Below are 15,539 nucleotides of genomic sequence, written 5' to 3'. Positions count from 1 at the left end.
AATATTAATATATTGCGAAGTAGAAGGATAGGAGCTATGCTCCTATTTTTTTAGTGTAAAAATGACAAAATACTATCAAATTTATATAAATGATAATTAAACTCGTCAACCAAAGAAATATCCCCAAAGTAGATAATAATAGATATTCAAAAAGTGATATATTATTAGGCAAAAAGTGCAAGAAATTAGCGAGTATTCGACAACTTTTTGTCCAATGGTAGAAAAGAATATTTGTTATCATAAATATAGACAAAGGGCTTTGACCAAAACTAAGGAAAAAGTTTGCATAATATAAAAAATAAAATAAAAATAAAAAAATAAATAAAAATAAAATAAAATCGAAAGGAAAAAACAACATCATGGATATGAAAAATTCTAAACTATTCTCACCTTTAACAATAGGATCATTAACATTAAACAACAGAGTTGGTATGGCACCAATGAGTATGGACTACGAAGCTGCTGACGGAACAGTTCCAAAAAGATTAGCAGATATATTTGTTCGTAGAGCTGAAGGTGGAACAGGATATGTAACAATAGACGCGGTAACAATAGATAGTAAATATAAATATATGGGGAATACAACTGCTTTAGATTCTGATGATTTAGTTCCTCAGTTCAGAGAATTTGCTACAAGAGTTAGAGAAGCAGGAAGTACTTTAATACCTCAGATAATACATCCAGGACCAGAATCAATATGTGGATACAGACATATAGCACCACTTGGACCATCAGTTAATACAAATGCTAACTGCCACGTGAGCCGTGCTATAAGTGTAGATGAAATACATGAAATAATAAAACAGTTTGGACAGGCTGCTAGAAGAGTTGAAGAAGCAGGATGCGGTGGTATAGGATTACACTGTGCACATGCTTACATGCTACCAGGTTCATTCTTATCTCCATTAAGAAACAAAAGAATGGATGAATACGGCGGATGTCTAGATAACAGAGCAAGATTCGTAATAGAAATGATAGAAGAAGTTCGTAGAAATGTAAGTCCTGATTTCCCAATAATGCTTAGAATATCTGGGGATGAAAGAATGATAGGAGGAAACTCTTTAGAAGAGATGTTATACTTAGCTCCAAAATTTGTTGAAGCTGGTGTAAATATGTTCGAAGTTTCTGGTGGTACTCAGTACGAAGGATTAGAACACATAATACCAAGTCAGAACAAAAGCATAGGTGTAAACGTACACGAAGCATCTGAAATCAAAAAAGTTGTAGATGTTCCAGTTTACGCTGTTGGTAAAATAAATGACATAAGATACGCTGCTGAAATAGTTGAAAGAGGACTAGTTGATGGGGTATCAATAGGTAGACCATTATTAGCAGATCCAGACTTATGTAATAAAGCAAAAGAAAACTTATTTGATGAAATAACTCCATGTGCAAGCTGTGGAGGAAGCTGTATAAGCCGTACTGCAGATAGACCTCAGTGTCGTTGCCATATAAACCCAAGAGTTGGATTTGAATATGATTACCCAGAAGTTCCAGCTGAAAAATCTAAAAAAGTTCTAGTTATAGGTGCTGGACCTGGTGGTATGATGGCAGCAGTTACAGCAGCTGAAAGAGGGCATGATGTAACACTTTGGGAAGCTGACACTCAGATAGGTGGACAGATAAACTTAGCAGTAGTAGCTCCAGGTAAACAGGAAATGACTAAATGGTTATCTCACTTAAACTACAGAGCTAAAAAAGCTGGAGTTAAAATGGTATTAGGAAAAGAAGCTACAGTAGAAAATATAAAAGAATTTGCTCCAGAAGCAGTTATAGTTGCAACAGGTGCTAGACCATTAGTTCCACCAATAAAAGGAACTCAGGACTACCCAGTTCTTACAGCTCATGACTTCTTAAGAGGAAAATTCGTTATACCAAAAGGAAAAGTTTGTGTACTAGGTGGAGGAGCTGTTGCTTGTGAAACTGCAGAAACAGTATTAGAAAACGCTAGACCAAACGCATTCACTAGAGGATTTGATGCTAGTATTGGTGACGTAGATGTTACATTAGTAGAAATGTTACCACAGTTATTAACAGGAGTATGTGCTCCAAATAGAACTCCATTAATAAGAAAACTTAAAAACAAAGGTGTTCATATAAATGTAAATACTAAAATATTAGAAGTAACTGACCACGACGTTAAAGTTCAGAGAGCTGACGGTACAGAAGAATGGTTAAAAGGATTCGACTACATACTATTCGGACTTGGTTCTAGAAACTACGATCCAATATCTGAACAGATAAAAGAATTCGTTCCAGAAGTACACGTTGTTGGGGATGCTAAGAGAGCTAGACAGGCAAGCTTTGCAATGTGGGAAGCTTTCGAAGCAGCATACAGCTTATAAGATACAAAATAATATAGTCTAAAATAAATAAGGTGCTATTACATGAACGTTTTTATACGTTTTGTGATGGCACCTATTTATATTTATGCTAAAAAATTAAATTGAAAGATAAAATAATATGAGCTATATTTTGTTAACTTTAGATTGTAAATTTAATCCAAACTGTCCTGATATTTTCTATCTGCAGTTCTAAGTGTTGGAATTACAAATGTAGACGCTGCTACAAACAGAATACTCACTCCACAAAGGATAAACCATTTTTCTACACCGATTTTTTCTGCAAAAATCCCAGAGAAAAATAATCCAACAGGCATAGCTAGAGAAATAGTACTCCAAAGAAGAGAGAAGCATCTTCCTAAATATTCTGGTGCAATCTGTTCTTGGAATAATACATTTCTAAGCCCATAAAATGGAGCAGAAAATCCCATAATTGTGCAGAAAACTACAAACATAGGGAAAAATCCTCTAGGAAGTAGTCCTGATAGGGCCATACAAAATCCCATGACAAATATTGAAATTCCAATTGTTGTCATACGATTTTTAAATCCTTTCCAATGACTTAGAGCAAATCCTCCTAAAAGCATACCTACAGCAAAGGCAACTTCTGTGATTGAAGAGTGAACAGGAGTCCCACCAAAATAAGAAATACTCATAAGAGGGAAAAGTGCACTTATAGGCATGTAGAAGAACATATAAATTGTTCCAACCCACACCATTCCAAATAACCCTTTATTTTCTCTAAGAGCTCTATAACCATCCAGTGTATCTTGAAGGTAGTTTGCTTTTTCTGAGCTTTTATCCTTTTTAGGATCTGGGATATGGATAAGTGCTACAGAAATACTTGCAACAACAGCTCCAAAAACATCCAACATTATTATGGCTTCAAGTGGCCAAGCAGCATATAAGACACCTGCAATAGCTGGACTTAAAATATACCCTATTGCCTGCATAGATTGATTATATCCAGTACATTTTGTAAGTGCTTCTTCAGGAACAATCATAGGTGTTATTGCACCAGAAGCTGGTGTATGGAATGCTGTTCCTATACTTCTTATCAAAAGAACTAGCATAATCATCCAGACAGGAAGCTCTCGATATGTTGCGATAAAAGCTAATATAGCTGCAGCTCCTGCAATTACTAAATCAGATGTAATCATAATTTTTTTTCTACTGTGTCGGTCTATTAAAGTTCCTATAAAAGGGCCTAAAACAGCCTGTGGTAAAAATCCCATCATCGTAGCCATTGATAAGACCATAGATGAGCCAGTTTTTAGTGTAAGATAAAAAACAATGGCCATCTGTAAAGCACCACTAGTTACTTGAGAAAAAGTTTGACCTATTAAAATGGTAAAATAATTTCTCTTCCAATGTCTTTTTGTTGACATCTCATCTGTTGACATAAAAATCCTCCTACTTGGTTAAAATCCCAAGTTTCCTCAAATTTATTCATTATTATAAAAATATCATGATAAAATATTTAAGTAAATATAGAATTAAAATTTTGAAAGAGAAGAGGTTTTTGTTATGAGCAAAATTTTAGTAGTTGGAAGTCTTAACCTAGATTATGTAATAGAAATAGAAAATATGCCAAAAGCTGGAGAAACAATTTTTGGAAAAAGCCTTAAAAAAGTACCTGGTGGAAAAGGTGCAAACCAAGCATACGCAATAGGAAAGCTTGGTGGAGATGTGGCTATGATTGGAGCAGTTGGAGATGACGATGCAGGAGAGATTTTATTAAACAATCTAAAAAGTGTAAATGTAGACACAAGAGGAATAGAAATTATAAAGGACAGTGTTACAGGTCAGGCGTACATATATGTAGATGCTAATGGTCAAAACTGTATAACTGTAATCTCTGGTGCAAATGCAGTTGTAGATAGGGATATGATTGACAGAAATATGGATTTAATTGACGATGCAGAGTATATTGTTATGCAGCTTGAAGTACCTATAGATACAGTAGAATATGTAAAAGATATAGCTGTATCAAAAGGAAAGAAAGTGGTAATAGATCCTGCTCCTGCTATAAAAAATCCAGACGTAAATCTTTGGAAAGGTTGCCATATAATTAAGCCAAATGAGTTAGAATTAGCTACATTAATTGGAAAAGAATTGAGCAACATAGAAGAATACAAAGAAGCTGCAACAGAAATTCATAAAACAGGTGTAGATTATGTTATATCTACTCTTGGTGGAGATGGAGCAATAATGTATGACGGAGAAAATTTAAAAAGCTTTGATTGCAAAAAAACAAAAGTTGTAGACACTACAGCAGCAGGAGATACATTTACGGCTGGACTTGTAATTGGACTTAGTGAAGGAAAAAGTATAGAAGAAGCTATAGATTTTGGGCAGAGTGCAGCTGCAATAGCTGTTTCAAAAAAGGGTGCACAGACATCAATTCCTTCAAGAGATGAACTAAAAAACATATAAAAATTAATAAAAGAATATATAAAAATATATGAAAAAGAGCTAATCAACGTAGACTAGCTCTTTTTTAGAATTTAAAAACTTGATACTTATGCTTAAAATTATCTATAAAATCGTCGTACTCTCTCTGATTTTTTATAATGATTACTTTATCTCCATATTTTTCAAAAGCGTATTTATAATTATCAGTTTGGGATTTCTTCCTAGAGTCCCATAAAATCCATTTTATAAATTCGAAATCGACCTTTTCTATACAATTATCTGCCATAGACTTTCTAGTTTTTCCTCTATTTTCCAGAAGTCTTTTAAAGGCCCTAAATAAACAATTAAACCTATTAAAATTCATAAAAATAATCAAATCAGCGGATTCTAATCTTTCGTTGTACGACATATGAGAATAATTTCCGTCGATTACCCAACTATCATTATCTTTTAAAAAATTGGATACAATCTTACACTCAGTTTTCGCATCATTTTCAACCCAATTTGGCAGCCAGTGAACCTTATCCAAATATAGAACAGGAATGTTTAAAATATCAGAAATCATCTTTGAAATTGTAGACTTTCCAGAGCCACTAAACCCTATAACCATAACTTTAGACGGAAATATTTTATCTTTAGGCATTATCTTCCTCATATGATTTTTTGTAGTTTATTCCCCAATCCCACATAGCATCTAAAATAGATTTTAAACTAAGCCCAGTTTCTGTAAGAGAATACTCAACTCTTGGAGGAACTTCAGCGTATACAGTTCTTTCAATTAATCCATTTTCTTCAAGGTTTCGTAAATTAGAAGTTAAAACCTTTTGTGAAATATTGTTTATAGATCTTTTCAATTCATTAAATCTCTTTGTACCAGTTAATAATTCTCTTATAATCAAAACAGTCCATCTACTGCTGATAAGAGAAAGAGTTGTTTCAACTGGACAAGCAGGTAATTCTTTTATCATAATTAAGCCTCCTCAAAGGTTACCCAAAGGTAACCAAACCACTTAAAAGTGCGTACTTTTCAAGTATTTCATCTAGGTTTATTATATATTTAAAGAAAGAAAAAAACAACAGACTAGCTAGTTAAAGTGACAAATTATAACAATAAAGGAGATATTAAAAATGAAAAGAATAGTAGAATTTTTAAATGAAAACCCGGTTCAGACATTAGCAACAGTAAGTTTAGATGGAAAGGCAAAAGCAAGACCATTTATGTTTATGGCAGAAAAAGATGGAAAATTATGGTTCTGCACAAATAATCAGAAAGATGTATATAAAGAAATGCAGAAAAATCCATCAGTAGCGGTATCAGTTAGCAATGAAAAATACGAATATCTAAGATTAACAGGAGATGCAGTATTTGAAAATAATATGGAAGTGAAAGAAATCTGTATAGAAAACCCAATTGTAAAAGGACAGTATGAAAGAGCTACAAATCCAATATTTGAAGTATTTTATATAGCAAATCCTAAAGCAACAATAGCAGATTTTTCTGGAAACCCTCCATATGAAGCAAAATTCTAATAACAGAAAGTATATATAATTTTATTAATAATGATTAAAAAATCTCCTATAAAGAGGAGATTTTTTTCCATATATTATATAATATATTTATCTAAATAAACAAAAGGTGGGATAAATATGAAATTATTAACAGAAATTTTTAGTTGTCTAGTAGATGAAATACATACATCTGTAATAGCTACAATAGATGAAAATAATTTACCAGTGACATGTGCGGTAGATATAATGGATTACGATGATGAAGGGGTATATTTTTTAACATCAAAAGGAAAAGGATTCTATAAAAGGCTAAGTAATAATAACAATATATCATTAACAGCGATGAAGGGGAATTCAACATTAGAAACTATTTCAATAACAATAAAAGGAACAGTAAAAGAACTTGGATCAGAAAAAATAGGATACCTATTCTCAAAAAACGAGTATATGAATAAGATATATCCTACAGAAAAATCTAGATTAAATTTAACTGTTTTTAAATTATACAAAGGAAACGGAGAGTTCTTTGATTTAAGTGTAAGACCTATTAAAAGAATTGAGTTTTCATTTGGAGGGGAAAAGAAAGAGAAAAAAGGATATTTTGTCACAGATAAGTGTATAAACTGTGGAAGATGTAAGGAAGTATGTCCACAGAATTGTATAGTTGATGATAAGAAAAACTGGCATCAAGTGAAAATTAATCACGAGAGCTGCTTAAACTGTGGAAACTGTGTACAAGTATGTCCTGTTGAGGCGATATTAAAACGGATTTAATAGAAAATAAAAGGCGGTGGTCTTATGGAATTTCAAAATGAATCAAATCAAGTAGAAAGAAGAATATATTTAATAGAAAGATTACTGGATGAGAGAAAAAATGAAAGCGATGGAAAAGCACTAATAGCCTATTACAATATAGAAAGAAAAAAGAAAGATTGGTTGAAAAATGAAGAAGCTCAAAAAAGAATATTGAGGGCGCTTTTTAATACTAGGATGCCAGATAAAATAGACGGAGAATTTTTATCGGTGCAAGACGAGTATTTACAAGAGGAAACTAGAAAAAAAGGTTTTGTAGAATTAAAAGATATGGAAAAACTCGAAAAGGGGATATACATTTGGAGAGGTGATATCACGAGAATTAAAGCAGATGCCATTGTAAATGCTGCAAACTCTCAGATGTTGGGATGCTTTATACCAAACCATAAGTGTATAGATAATGCAATTCATACATTTGCTGGAGTACAGCTTAGAATATACTGCAATGAAATGGTGAAAAAGCAAGGTCATGAAGAGGAAACTGGAAAAGCCAAAATAACTCCAGGATTTAACCTTCCTGCAAGAAATATAATTCACACAGTTGGACCAATAGTATATGGAGAACTTACAAAAAGAGAGTGTGAACTACTCAAATCATGCTATAAATCTTGCTTAGAGCTAGCTGTAGGAAATGGTTTAAAATCAATAGCATTTTGTTGCATATCAACAGGAGAATTTAGATTTCCTAATGAAAAAGCAGCAGAGATAGCTGTTGAAACAGTTAGAGAATTTCTAAAGGATAACGATATTGAGGTGATATTCAATGTTTTTAAGGAAGAAGATGAAAGAATCTACAGAAACATATTTAGATAAAGTTAAAATAATAAAAAAAGAAATAAATTCAGCAGATGCGATAGTAATTGGAGCAGGAGCTGGTCTTTCAACATCAGCAGGAGCAAAGTATGATGGAGATAGATTTGAAAAATATTTCTCTGATTTTAGAGAAAGATATAGATTTGAAGATATGTACAGTGGTGGATTTTACACATTTGAATCTGATGAAATATATTGGGCATATTGGTCGAGATACATAAACATAAACAGGTACGAAGATGTAGACAATGGAACATATAAAAATCTGTATAAACTAGTAAAGGATAAAAATTATTTTGTAATCACTACAAATGTGGATCATATGTTTCAAAAGGCAGGATTTGATAAATCGAGATTATTCTATACTCAAGGAGATTATGGACTATTTCAGTGTAGTGTCCCATGTTGCCAAAAGACTTTTGACAATGAGAATATAGTAAAGAAAATGGTAGAGCAACAAAAAGATATGAAGATACCTTCAGAGCTTGTACCTATATGTCCAAACTGTGGTACCGAAATGACTATGAATCTAAGAGCAGATGATAAATTTGTCGAGGATGAAGGATGGCATAAGGCTAAAGATAGATATGTAAAATTTTTAGAGGATAACCTAGATAAAAAAATATTATTTTTAGAATTAGGTGTAGGTTTGAATACTCCAGGTATAATAAAATATCCATTTTGGAGAATGGTGAAGAATAGAGAAAATGCAAAGTATATATCAATAAGCCTTGATTCTACATATATACCAGAGAAAATAGCAGATAGGTCTATGTGTATAAATGATGATATAGGAAAAGTACTGACAGATATAAAAAAATAGCTACAAAATAATTTTTGGAGTGAATTATGAAAAATAATAAAATCAAAATAATATCAATAGTGGCTGTAGTTATTTCTATGATAGCTAGTTTTTCGCTTGGATATAATATTAAAACTAAAAACAATGATATAAATAACACTGAACTAAAAAGTGAAACAGTTGAAATAACGACATCTAAAGAAAAATACAGTGGTAAAAAGCCAAAGTATATATTCTTATTTATAGGTGATGGAATGAGCTATTCTCAGCTGCAACTAGCAGATTATTACCTAAAGAAAACGGGAAATAATGGACTAGATATATTGAAACTGAGTACAAATGGAACTATGCAAAATCCAGACAAGACATCGCTAATTCCAGATTCAGCATCTACAGCAACTGCTATGGCTACTGGAGAAAAAACTAAAAGTGGAAATATAAATGTAAGTGAAGACGGAAAAGAAAAATACGAAACAATTACACAGAAATTAAAAAAAGATGGATATAAGATTGGAATTGCGACAACTGTGAATATAAATCACGCTACACCTGCTGGATTTTCTGCCCATCGGGAATCTAGAAAAGGATACTATGAAATAGGCAAAGAAATGTTAAACACAGAATTTGACTATTTTGCAGGTGGAGATTTTAAGGATAAAAAAGGAGAAAATGGAGATAAGAAAAGTCTTGAAAAAATAGCCGAGGAAAAAGGGTATACTGTGACCGATAGTGAGGAAGAATTTGAAAAGTTGGGAAATAATTCTAAGAAAGAAAATTCTTCAAATGATGAAAAGTACTTGGTAATAGCTAATGATAGAGAAAAAACAGATGCTATGAAGTATAGTATAGATAAAAGATACGAACAGGAAAATGGAGAAGAGGAGCCATATTCTCTTTCAGATTATTTGAAAAAAGGAATAGATCTTTTGTCTGATAAAGATAAAAAAGATAAAGGATTCTTTATGATGATTGAAGGTGGAAAAATAGACTGGGCTTGTCATAAAAATGATGCAGCATCAGCACTTCATGAAACTATTGACTTAGACAATGCGGTTGATGAAGCGATTAAATTCTATAATAATCACAAGGATGAAACTTTGATTATCGTTACAGGTGACCATGAAACAGGAGGGCTAGCAATAGGAAATTCAAATTCAGAATACGACACACACCTTGAAAATCTAGGATTACAGAAGATTTCGTGTGATAGATTTAATGAAGAGTATGTATCTAAATATAAAAAGGAGAAAACTGATTTTAAAGATGTACTAAAAGATATAGAGTATGTATTTGGACTTAAGAAACCTTTAGTATTTAAGGAAGAAAAAGCAAAAGAGGATTCTGATGATGATCACAAACATTCAGACGAAAATAGCTTGGAACTTAGTAAATCTGAATATAAAAGGTTAAAAAAGGCGTACAATTTAACTCTTGAAAATAGAAAAAATAGGACTAAAGAAGAGAGTATATTGTACGGAAGCTACAAACCTATTACGGTTGAAGCAGCTAGAATTTTAGCTGAAAAAAGCGGAGTGGCATTTACTTCATTTTCTCATACAGCAGCTCCAATGGCGGTGTTTGCTGAAGGAGTGGGAGCGAGTGAATTTGGTGGGATGTATGATAACACTGAGTTGTATGAAAAGTTGATAGAGGTTATATACTAAAAATAATGGACTATTGTATTAGAAAAATTAATACAATAGTCCATTTAAATTTATAAAAATTTTATTTCTAAAGTTTTGCCCATACCTTCAGCAAGTCTTTTTAATGTTTTTAAAGAAGGATTTCCACTTCCATTTTCATATCTGCTTATATCAGCTTGATTAATTCCAGTTATTTCTGCTAGTTGCTTTTGGGTTATTCCAGTTTCTTTTCTAGATTCTAAGATAGCTCTTACAATCTGATATTCGGGTTCAAGAGAATCCCATTCCTTTTTGAATTCTGGATTTTTTAATTCTTTATTTAATGTTTCTCTAAAATTTTTAGACATATTAATTCACCTCACGATTAAAATATTCGTTTCTTCTACTTAAGGCAAGATTAATTTATTTTTGAGGAGTTTTTTGTGTTTTTTTGACAAATCCATTAGTTAAAATTATTTTTTTGCCTAAGACAAAGAAATATAAGATTCTTGTTATATCTGATTTAACTCTAGTTCTAATTTCAAAAATTCCATTCCCTAAAGATTTTGAATATGGCTCTCTTAACATATCTCCATGAGATGCTAATAATTCAAGATTTCTAAAAATTTTAGCTCTCATTTTAATATCTTGACTTAGAATAAATTCTTCTACTGGAAAACTTCCATCGTCTTTTTCAAAAAATTCTACTTCAAAATTATCCATTTTTCCTCCTGTGATATGTTATATATACCATATATAAAATTATATGTTATATATAACATATTGTCAAATTAGTTTATTTTTATCTTCTAAATATAATTATTGACAATAAATTTATTTTTATTAAAAAATTAATATATTATATGAGAAATTTTAGTGTGCTATAATTTTAGTAAATAAAGTTAAGAGGTGAAAAAATGGATATGTTAGAGATAATGAAAAAACAACAAAAGTATTGTTCAGATCATAGAGATATGCCAAATGAGCTACAGATAAAGGCAAAGAGTCTTTGTTGGGAATACAATCAGAGTAGACCTGATGAGTCAGAAAAGAGAGCCGAAATTCTTCAAAATCTTTTTGGAACTTGTCATCCACTTACATTTATAGAGCCATCTTTTAGATGTGACTACGGGTTTAATATACATACGCATGGACTTACAATAATCAACTACAATTGCGTGATTTTGGATACATCTCCTGTAAATATTGGAAAGAATGCGTTTATTGCGCCTGGGGTTTGTTTAGCTTGTGCAGGTCATGCAATAGATGCTGAACAAAGAGCCGATGGAATTGGAACATCTGCACCGATAACGATTGGTGATGATGTTTGGATTGGAGCAAATTCTACAGTTTGTGGTGGAGTTAGTATAGGTAATGGGACTATTATAGGTGCTGGCAGCGTGGTGACTAAGGATATTCCAAGTGGAGTGATTGCTGTTGGAAATCCTTGTAGGGTACTTAGAGAAATCACTGAAGAAGATAAGATGGAGCCGTTAAAATTTTAAGTTATATTTTAAGTTTTAAGAGTATAATATAAGAAAAAACTTGAAACTTACGGACGGTGAAAAAAATGAAAATATTATTGGTAGAGGACGAAAAAGAATTATCAAAAGCATTAAAGGCTATTTTGGAGATCAATAGATATTCTGTAGATGCGGTTTATGACGGTGAAGATGCAATCTACTACATGGAAAATAGCGAGTATGATGCGGTTATTTTGGATATAATGATGCCAAAAGTGGACGGAATAACTGCTTTAAAAACTGTAAGAGAAAAAGGAATTGATGTACCTATAATAATGCTTACTGCAAAATCTGAAGTGGATGATAAAGTACTGGGATTGGATAGTGGTGCAAATGACTATCTAACAAAGCCGTTTTCAGCTAAGGAATTACTTGCTAGACTTAGAGTTTTAACTAGAGAAAAATCTGTAAGTAATACTTCGATAATAACTGTTGGTAACGTATCTTTGGATACTACAACATTTGAGATGTCTTCTTTAAATGGAAAATTTAGACTTACAAATAAGGAATACCAGATGATGGAGATTTTCATGAGAAATCCTAAGCATATAGTATCTACTGAGCAACTTATAGAAAAAGTATGGGGATACGACAGCGATATGGAAAATAATGTTGTTTGGGTGTATATATCATACCTAAGGAAAAAACTAATTTCTCTAAAAGCAGATGTAGTTATAAAGGCTAATAGAAATCTGGGATACTCGCTTGAACAGATTGAAAATGGTGGCAAGTAGAACGGAGAAGAAATAATATGATAAAAAAATTAAGAAAAAAATTTATAGCTATTTCGCTACTGTCTACATTTATTGTTTTGTCGGTTATAATCTCGGGAATACATATTATGAACTATCATAGAATAGAAAATGATGCGGATAGAATGTTGAGTCTAATTGCTGAAAATGAAGGGAAAATGCCTTTTGGAAAACCAAAATTTGAAATGGGAAAAAAATATGATTTTGGCAAAAGGGATATGATAAAATTCTCGCCAGAAACTCCATACGAAACGAGGTATTTCTCTGTTGTAATAGGAGCAAATGGTATTGTTGAAAGGTCTGATACGGGGAAAATAGCTGCTATAGATACAGAAAGTGCAGTACAGTATGCTAAGGAAAGATATAATGGAAATAAAAGTAGCGGATTTGAAGGAAATTATAGATTTTTAAAATCTGAGAAAGATGGCAAAACAATAATAACATTTCTAGATTGTACAAGAGAATTAGAAGGATTTAGATCTTTTATTATAATAAGTATAATAGTATCGGTGTTGGGACTACTAGCTGTATCTGCACTGATTGTAATAGCGTCAAAGGTGATATTAAAACCAGTTGAAGAGAGCTATACAAAGCAGAAGCAGTTTATCACTAATGCGGGACACGAAATCAAAACACCACTTACAATAATAGATGCAAACACAGAAGTGATAGAGATGATAAATGGAGAAAGTGAGTGGACAGAAAGTATAAAAAATCAGGTAAAAAGACTTGCATCTCTTACTTCAGATTTAATATCTCTTTCTAGGATGGAAGAAGAAAGCCGGTTTGTTATGAATGATTTTCCTATATCAGATGTTGTCGAGGAAGAATATGAAGTATTTAAAGGAATGGCTGATATAAAAGGAAAAGAGATGATTTCAGAAATAGAGAAAAATCTAAGTTATAACGGTGATGAAAAAGCTATTAGACAGCTTACATCAATCCTACTAGACAATGCTATAAAATATACAGATAAAAATGGAGTTATAAAGATTAAACTTAAAAAATCAGGGCGAAAAATTAACCTATCTGTGTATAATACAGTTGAAAGTATAACAAAAGAGGATACTAAGAGGATGTTTGAAAGATTTTATAGAGCAGACTCATCTAGAAACTCGGAAACTGGTGGATATGGAATAGGGCTTTCAATAGCTAGTGCAATAGTTTCTGCCCATAAAGGAAAAATACATGCTGATACAGATGATGGAAAATCCTTAAAAATAAGTATAACAATTTAAGTTTAAGAGAGAAAAAATAGTGGATCTAGATAGATTCGCTATTTTTTTATTTTTAAAAACATTGAAAACAAGGCATTTTGATGAGGTAGTATAAAAAATAAAATAAATTTAAAAACTTTTAAGTTTGTTTAAGGTTCGCTGAATATACTATACCCAGAAAATAAAAGAAAGGAGGAAAATAGATGAGTGAATATCAGCATATATTTAAAAGATATGAGATGAAATTTCTCTTAAATAGAGAACAAAAGGAAAGACTAAAAAAACTGATGTTAAATTATATGGAGGAAGATTCTTATGGAAGAAGTACTATAAGAAGCCTATACTTCGATACTCCAAATTATAGAATTATAAGAGCATCTATCGAAAAACCAGTGTATAGAGAAAAATTGAGAATAAGGAGCTATAAAAAGGCAGAACATGACGATGAAATATTTGTAGAGTTGAAGAAAAAATATAAAAAAGTTGTGTACAAAAGAAGAATAAATATGACAGAGCAAGAGGCTATGAACTATATCTGTTGTAAAAATGATGACAATATTGAAAAATCTCAGATAAAAAATGAAATAGACTACTTCTTAGACTACTACCAAGATATTAGACCATCGGTACTGATAACATATGATAGAGAAGCATTCTATGAAGTTGGAAATAGAGATTTTAGAGTAACGTTTGATGAAAATATACTTTGGAGAAAGGAAGACTTATCTCTATGCGGTGATATATACGGGGAAGCATTGCTAGAGGAAGGATATACCTTAATGGAAGTAAAGACAACAGGCGGTATTCCTGTATGGATGACAGATTTTTTGACAGAAGAAAAAATATACAAGGCTACTTTTTCAAAATATGGAACTGCATACAGAAGAATATTTGGAGAACAAAAGGCTGCCTAAAAAATGGGATTATGTAACTAAAAAATAATTATAAAAAACTAGGGATATAAAGATTGTAAAATAAATTTGAACGATAAAAAACTAAAAAACTAAAAAAAGGAAATAAAAAGGGGAAGATATATGAACACATTAATGACAGGGATATTTAATAGCGGGGTAACGGAAACTCTAGCTGTATCAAAATTTTTAACATGCATTGGAGCATCGATAGTAATAGGGATTATACTAACATTGGCTTATATGTACAAAACAAAATACACTAAAAGCTTTGCAGCTACACTGGCAATCTTGCCAACAGTAGTATGCGTGATAATTATGATGGTAAATGGAAATGTAGGAGCAGGGGTTGCAGTAGCGGGGGCATTCAGCTTAGTAAGATTTAGATCTGTTCCAGGTACAGCAAAAGAAATTGGAGCGATATTTATAGCAATGGGCGCTGGGCTAATAACAGGAATGGGCTATATTGGTTTTGCGTTCATGTTTGCAGTAATAATAGGTGCAGTTGAAATGATATACTCATCTATAAACTTTGGGAATACAAAAAACGAAAAATACAAAACAATTACAATAACAATACCTGAGGATTTGGACTATCCGGGAGTATTTGGTGGGATATTTAAAGAATATACAGAAGAACATGAACTAGTACAGGTAAAAACAACTAATATGGGAAGTCTATTTAGACTGACATACGATATAAAAATGAAAAATGGAAATTTAGAAAAAGAATTTATTGATAAACTAAGATGTAGAAATGGGAATTTAGAAATATGTATGTCTAAACAGGTAACTACAATCGGGGAACTTTAGACATATT

17 protein-coding genes are annotated in these 15,539 nt (G+C 31.8%); 12 read left to right on the top strand and 5 right to left on the bottom strand.

Annotation, left to right across the window (positions count from 1 at the left end; genetic code table 11):
- Window positions 1–359: 359 nt before the first annotated feature.
- On the top strand, window positions 360–2,345 hold the full coding sequence (locus DWX74_RS03740) for an NAD(P)/FAD-dependent oxidoreductase (RefSeq protein ID WP_118548772.1): 1,986 nt from the start codon (window positions 360–362) through the stop codon (window positions 2,343–2,345).
- A gap of 152 nt (window positions 2,346–2,497) precedes the next feature.
- On the opposite strand, the gene DWX74_RS03735 is transcribed toward DWX74_RS03740, so the two are convergent.
- Window positions 2,498–3,730, bottom strand: coding sequence for an MFS transporter (locus tag DWX74_RS03735; RefSeq protein ID WP_118548777.1), 1,233 nt, complete (start codon window positions 3,728–3,730; stop codon window positions 2,498–2,500).
- Between the two features lie 139 nt (window positions 3,731–3,869).
- On the opposite strand from DWX74_RS03735, the gene rbsK reads away from it, so the two are divergent.
- Complete coding sequence (gene rbsK, locus DWX74_RS03730; protein WP_118548771.1) at window positions 3,870–4,778, top strand: ribokinase; 909 nt, start codon at window positions 3,870–3,872, stop codon at window positions 4,776–4,778.
- 64 nt (window positions 4,779–4,842) lie between these two features.
- Here the strand turns inward: rbsK and DWX74_RS03725 are convergent, their stop codons facing one another.
- Window positions 4,843–5,400, bottom strand: coding sequence for a DNA topology modulation protein (locus tag DWX74_RS03725; protein ID WP_118548770.1), 558 nt, complete (start codon window positions 5,398–5,400; stop codon window positions 4,843–4,845).
- Window positions 5,393–5,725, bottom strand: a complete 333-nt coding sequence (locus DWX74_RS03720) for a winged helix-turn-helix transcriptional regulator (protein WP_118548769.1) — start codon at window positions 5,723–5,725, stop codon at window positions 5,393–5,395. The genes DWX74_RS03725 and DWX74_RS03720 overlap by 8 nt, the downstream gene beginning before the upstream one ends.
- 160 nt (window positions 5,726–5,885) lie before the next feature.
- Here DWX74_RS03720 and DWX74_RS03715 point away from each other — a divergent pair, with 160 nt between their 5' ends.
- The 5 genes from DWX74_RS03715 to DWX74_RS03695 all read left to right on the top strand — a co-directional run bounded on the left by DWX74_RS03715 (window position 5,886) and on the right by DWX74_RS03695 (window position 10,358).
- Complete coding sequence (locus DWX74_RS03715; RefSeq protein ID WP_118548768.1) at window positions 5,886–6,287, top strand: pyridoxamine 5'-phosphate oxidase family protein; 402 nt, start codon at window positions 5,886–5,888, stop codon at window positions 6,285–6,287.
- A 117-nt stretch (window positions 6,288–6,404) separates the two neighbouring features.
- Window positions 6,405–7,040: a 4Fe-4S binding protein gene (locus DWX74_RS03710; RefSeq protein ID WP_118548767.1), complete on the top strand. Its 636-nt coding sequence runs from the start codon at window positions 6,405–6,407 to the stop codon at window positions 7,038–7,040.
- 24 nt (window positions 7,041–7,064) lie between these two features.
- The gene (locus tag DWX74_RS03705) at window positions 7,065–7,892 is read left to right on the top strand and encodes a protein-ADP-ribose hydrolase (RefSeq protein WP_118548766.1); all 828 of its coding nucleotides are present in this window, start codon (window positions 7,065–7,067) and stop codon (window positions 7,890–7,892) included.
- The gene (locus tag DWX74_RS03700; RefSeq protein ID WP_118548765.1) at window positions 7,843–8,715 is read left to right on the top strand and encodes an SIR2 family NAD-dependent protein deacylase; all 873 of its coding nucleotides are present in this window, start codon (window positions 7,843–7,845) and stop codon (window positions 8,713–8,715) included. The genes DWX74_RS03705 and DWX74_RS03700 overlap by 50 nt, the downstream gene beginning before the upstream one ends.
- 26 nt (window positions 8,716–8,741) lie before the next feature.
- Window positions 8,742–10,358 (top strand): alkaline phosphatase, encoded by a 1,617-nt coding sequence (locus tag DWX74_RS03695; RefSeq protein WP_118548764.1) that lies wholly within the window; start codon window positions 8,742–8,744, stop codon window positions 10,356–10,358.
- 50 nt (window positions 10,359–10,408) lie between these two features.
- Here the strand turns inward: DWX74_RS03695 and DWX74_RS03690 are convergent, their stop codons facing one another.
- Together DWX74_RS03690 and DWX74_RS03685 are read right to left on the bottom strand one after the other, a co-directional pair.
- The gene (locus DWX74_RS03690; RefSeq protein WP_118548763.1) at window positions 10,409–10,684 is read right to left on the bottom strand and encodes a helix-turn-helix domain-containing protein; all 276 of its coding nucleotides are present in this window, start codon (window positions 10,682–10,684) and stop codon (window positions 10,409–10,411) included.
- Between the two features lie 55 nt (window positions 10,685–10,739).
- Window positions 10,740–11,039, bottom strand: a complete 300-nt coding sequence (locus DWX74_RS03685) for a type II toxin-antitoxin system RelE/ParE family toxin (protein ID WP_118548762.1) — start codon at window positions 11,037–11,039, stop codon at window positions 10,740–10,742.
- Window positions 11,040–11,233: 194 nt separating this feature from the next.
- On the opposite strand from DWX74_RS03685, the gene DWX74_RS03680 reads away from it, so the two are divergent.
- The 5 genes from DWX74_RS03680 to DWX74_RS03660 all read left to right on the top strand — a co-directional run bounded on the left by DWX74_RS03680 (window position 11,234) and on the right by DWX74_RS03660 (window position 15,532).
- Complete coding sequence (locus DWX74_RS03680; protein ID WP_118548761.1) at window positions 11,234–11,821, top strand: sugar O-acetyltransferase; 588 nt, start codon at window positions 11,234–11,236, stop codon at window positions 11,819–11,821.
- A gap of 65 nt (window positions 11,822–11,886) precedes the next feature.
- Window positions 11,887–12,573, top strand: a complete 687-nt coding sequence (locus tag DWX74_RS03675; protein WP_118548760.1) for a response regulator transcription factor — start codon at window positions 11,887–11,889, stop codon at window positions 12,571–12,573.
- Between the two features lie 17 nt (window positions 12,574–12,590).
- A complete protein-coding gene (locus DWX74_RS03670) occupies window positions 12,591–13,829 on the top strand; it encodes a sensor histidine kinase (RefSeq protein ID WP_118548759.1) in 1,239 nt (412 codons plus the stop codon).
- A 182-nt stretch (window positions 13,830–14,011) separates the two neighbouring features.
- Entirely contained in the window at window positions 14,012–14,722 is a 711-nt protein-coding gene (locus DWX74_RS03665; protein WP_118548758.1) for a polyphosphate polymerase domain-containing protein, read from the top strand.
- A gap of 120 nt (window positions 14,723–14,842) precedes the next feature.
- Window positions 14,843–15,532, top strand: coding sequence for a DUF4956 domain-containing protein (locus DWX74_RS03660; protein WP_118548757.1), 690 nt, complete (start codon window positions 14,843–14,845; stop codon window positions 15,530–15,532).
- Window positions 15,533–15,539 lie beyond the last annotated feature (7 nt).

It is taken from the genome of Peptoclostridium sp. AF21-18, from assembly GCF_003478825.1.
Classification (GTDB): Bacteria; Bacillota; Clostridia; order Peptostreptococcales; family Peptostreptococcaceae; genus Peptacetobacter.
Note: the sequence above shows the minus strand (reverse complement) of the source record. Positions and strands in the feature narration are given on the sequence as shown.

What these genes read in the sequence shown, in the direction of transcription:
- DWX74_RS03690 (WP_118548763.1), bottom strand. Translation starts at nt 10,684, where the DNA reads ATGTCTAAAAATTTTAGAGAAACATTAAATAAAGAATTAAAAAATCCA.
- DWX74_RS03670 (WP_118548759.1), top strand. Translation starts at nt 12,591, where the DNA reads ATGATAAAAAAATTAAGAAAAAAATTTATAGCTATTTCGCTACTGTCT.
- DWX74_RS03675 (WP_118548760.1), top strand. Translation starts at nt 11,887, where the DNA reads ATGAAAATATTATTGGTAGAGGACGAAAAAGAATTATCAAAAGCATTA.
- DWX74_RS03705 (WP_118548766.1), top strand. Translation starts at nt 7,065, where the DNA reads ATGGAATTTCAAAATGAATCAAATCAAGTAGAAAGAAGAATATATTTA.
- DWX74_RS03660 (WP_118548757.1), top strand. Translation starts at nt 14,843, where the DNA reads ATGAACACATTAATGACAGGGATATTTAATAGCGGGGTAACGGAAACT.
- DWX74_RS03695 (WP_118548764.1), top strand. Translation starts at nt 8,742, where the DNA reads ATGAAAAATAATAAAATCAAAATAATATCAATAGTGGCTGTAGTTATT.
- DWX74_RS03735 (WP_118548777.1), bottom strand. Translation starts at nt 3,730, where the DNA reads ATGTCAACAAAAAGACATTGGAAGAGAAATTATTTTACCATTTTAATA.
- DWX74_RS03740 (WP_118548772.1), top strand. Translation starts at nt 360, where the DNA reads ATGGATATGAAAAATTCTAAACTATTCTCACCTTTAACAATAGGATCA.
- DWX74_RS03680 (WP_118548761.1), top strand. Translation starts at nt 11,234, where the DNA reads ATGGATATGTTAGAGATAATGAAAAAACAACAAAAGTATTGTTCAGAT.
- DWX74_RS03725 (WP_118548770.1), bottom strand. Translation starts at nt 5,400, where the DNA reads ATGCCTAAAGATAAAATATTTCCGTCTAAAGTTATGGTTATAGGGTTT.
- DWX74_RS03710 (WP_118548767.1), top strand. Translation starts at nt 6,405, where the DNA reads ATGAAATTATTAACAGAAATTTTTAGTTGTCTAGTAGATGAAATACAT.
- DWX74_RS03715 (WP_118548768.1), top strand. Translation starts at nt 5,886, where the DNA reads ATGAAAAGAATAGTAGAATTTTTAAATGAAAACCCGGTTCAGACATTA.
- DWX74_RS03700 (WP_118548765.1), top strand. Translation starts at nt 7,843, where the DNA reads ATGTTTTTAAGGAAGAAGATGAAAGAATCTACAGAAACATATTTAGAT.
- DWX74_RS03720 (WP_118548769.1), bottom strand. Translation starts at nt 5,725, where the DNA reads ATGATAAAAGAATTACCTGCTTGTCCAGTTGAAACAACTCTTTCTCTT.
- rbsK (WP_118548771.1), top strand. Translation starts at nt 3,870, where the DNA reads ATGAGCAAAATTTTAGTAGTTGGAAGTCTTAACCTAGATTATGTAATA.
- DWX74_RS03665 (WP_118548758.1), top strand. Translation starts at nt 14,012, where the DNA reads ATGAGTGAATATCAGCATATATTTAAAAGATATGAGATGAAATTTCTC.
- DWX74_RS03685 (WP_118548762.1), bottom strand. Translation starts at nt 11,039, where the DNA reads ATGGATAATTTTGAAGTAGAATTTTTTGAAAAAGACGATGGAAGTTTT.